This is a genomic window from Gelidibacter sp. (assembly GCF_035577925.1).
Taxonomy (GTDB): Bacteria; Bacteroidota; Bacteroidia; order Flavobacteriales; family Flavobacteriaceae; genus Gelidibacter.
The window spans coordinates 1-1,781 of sequence record NZ_DATJCY010000181.1; the positions used below are offsets into that span (position 1 = coordinate 1).

2 protein-coding genes and 1 pseudogene are annotated in these 1,781 nt (G+C 33.5%); 2 read left to right on the plus strand and 1 reads right to left on the minus strand.

Annotation, left to right across the window (positions count from 1 at the left end; all coding sequences use genetic code 11):
• A partial coding sequence (locus VNJ50_RS06610; protein WP_325580207.1) for a DUF4372 domain-containing protein occupies positions 1 to 177 on the minus strand: 177 nt, incomplete at its 3' end.
• 1,039 nt (positions 178 to 1,216) lie between these two features.
• Between VNJ50_RS06610 and VNJ50_RS06615 the strand changes: the two genes are divergently transcribed.
• Entirely contained in the window at positions 1,217 to 1,456 is a 240-nt protein-coding gene (locus VNJ50_RS06615; RefSeq protein ID WP_325580205.1) for a transposase, read from the plus strand.
• A 94-nt stretch (positions 1,457 to 1,550) separates the two neighbouring features.
• Positions 1,551 to 1,781 (plus strand): annotated as a pseudogene (locus VNJ50_RS06620) (IS5/IS1182 family transposase); the annotation flags it as partial.

A 1,781-nucleotide genomic window follows, 5' to 3' on the forward strand; every position in this document is an offset into this window, starting at 1 on the left:
TGTGCACTTTGAAAACGAACAAAAGAGCATACTTATCAAGTGATCCTTGGTTGTAAATCGTTTGGTATAGCGGTCGGAATCGCATTTCTTTACTTCTTTTCTGATAATGGAATCATCAATTAATGAAATCAGCTGTCCGAAAACGGATTTTGTCGAAAAATGATTACTTTTACTCATCGTATTTTTGTTTGTCGAAACTCAAATTTACGATGTTTTTAGGAAGCCATTAAGTTGGCTTCCTTTTTATCGGACAACAATGAATCTTAAAGAAATATTGGCAAAATATTTTAAATTTTGGGAATCTATCTTAAATTTTACTCAACAATAATTTTGCCCAGATAATTCGACCATTTTTCACTCTTTTTACTTATTCTGATTTGGTATTCGTGATGCACTTTACAATTCTGAGTTTATCATTAGGAGTTCATTATTTTTCACTTAATCTTCTGTCATTATAATCTTATAAAAAAGCCGTTCGACAACCTTTTTTTCTGGAAGTAGGCTTAAACATAGCTTTATTTTCACCACAGCTAAGACAACAACTTGAATTAAATAGCCTAAACGGCTTTTAATTGCGCTATAATTTTGCCATTGTACCTACCCATCGGCAAGAATAGCTTTTACGGATAACCACAAACATCACAACACATTTATTAACAGCGACTAAACTTCATACTTGTGTTATATTAATTTTTCAAGGAAAACACCATAAGCAATAACTTCTACTACAAGATTTATTCTAAAGATTAGAACAGATCGATTTTTGAAATGTTTAGTTTGAAAATACCTGTAAGGTTCTAGAGTTAAAACCGATTTTCACAACTCGAATTTTAAATATTTCACCATTAACACGACAAAATCAACTTTTTTATACCATAAATTATTTTATGTCATCGCTAGTCTTCATGAACTGCCGATAGGGCAAGTATTATTCTTCGGGCATGATTCGTGATAGAATAGCTCATTTTGTACAGCAAATAAAACCTCATAAAACATGAACTGACATCACCTTAAAAACTAGTTATCACATTGATCATGAATATTTTTTGATAAAACACCAAATTCAGATCAGAAAACACCCTACAATTAATATTTTCTCTTTAATTCTTTCTATTTAAACCCTAGACTATATGAAGTGATTTAAACTTATTTTGAAAATAGGAAAGGGTTGATGAAATTGGTGTTGCAAAACATATCCATTTCAAGATCAACCCTTATGTACAATGTACTGGACAAAGATATTATAAAAAGTGAAATTGTTCCTTATTTACCATTAGCAAAAAGAGGTTTTCAGGCGACGGTCCCTTTGGAAGAAATAGCAAATGCCGTTCTTTATAAGCTAAAAACAGGTGTTCAATGGCACCAATTGCCCGTAAAAGCCCTGTTTGAGGGAAATATATTAAGTTGGCAGAGTGTTTATTATCATTATCGCAATGGTGTACCACGGATGTCCTAAAGAAGGCCTGGACAGGTATTTTTAGAAAGATACAAATCCAGATTGGACCTTTCGAGTGTTGATTTTGATGGCAGCCATACTTCTGCAATAAGAGGTGGCAAAGAAACGCAAAACAACTAACGCCCTGTATTTGAGTGACCGCCAAGGTCTACCCATGGCAATATCAAATCCAGTAGCTGGCAACCATAACGATCTTTATGACATTGAAGTACAGTTTGAAGTTATAACGAGAACTTTGGAACAAGCAAATATTTCAGTTGAAGGGCTCTTTTTAAATGCTGACGCAGGTTTCGACTCCAAAGAGTTTCGGCTCTGTTGTGAAAGA

Coding starts and splice junctions, on each gene's coding strand:
- VNJ50_RS06615 (WP_325580205.1), top strand. CDS start 1,217: ATGTACAATGTACTGGACAAAGATATTATAAAAAGTGAAATTGTTCCT.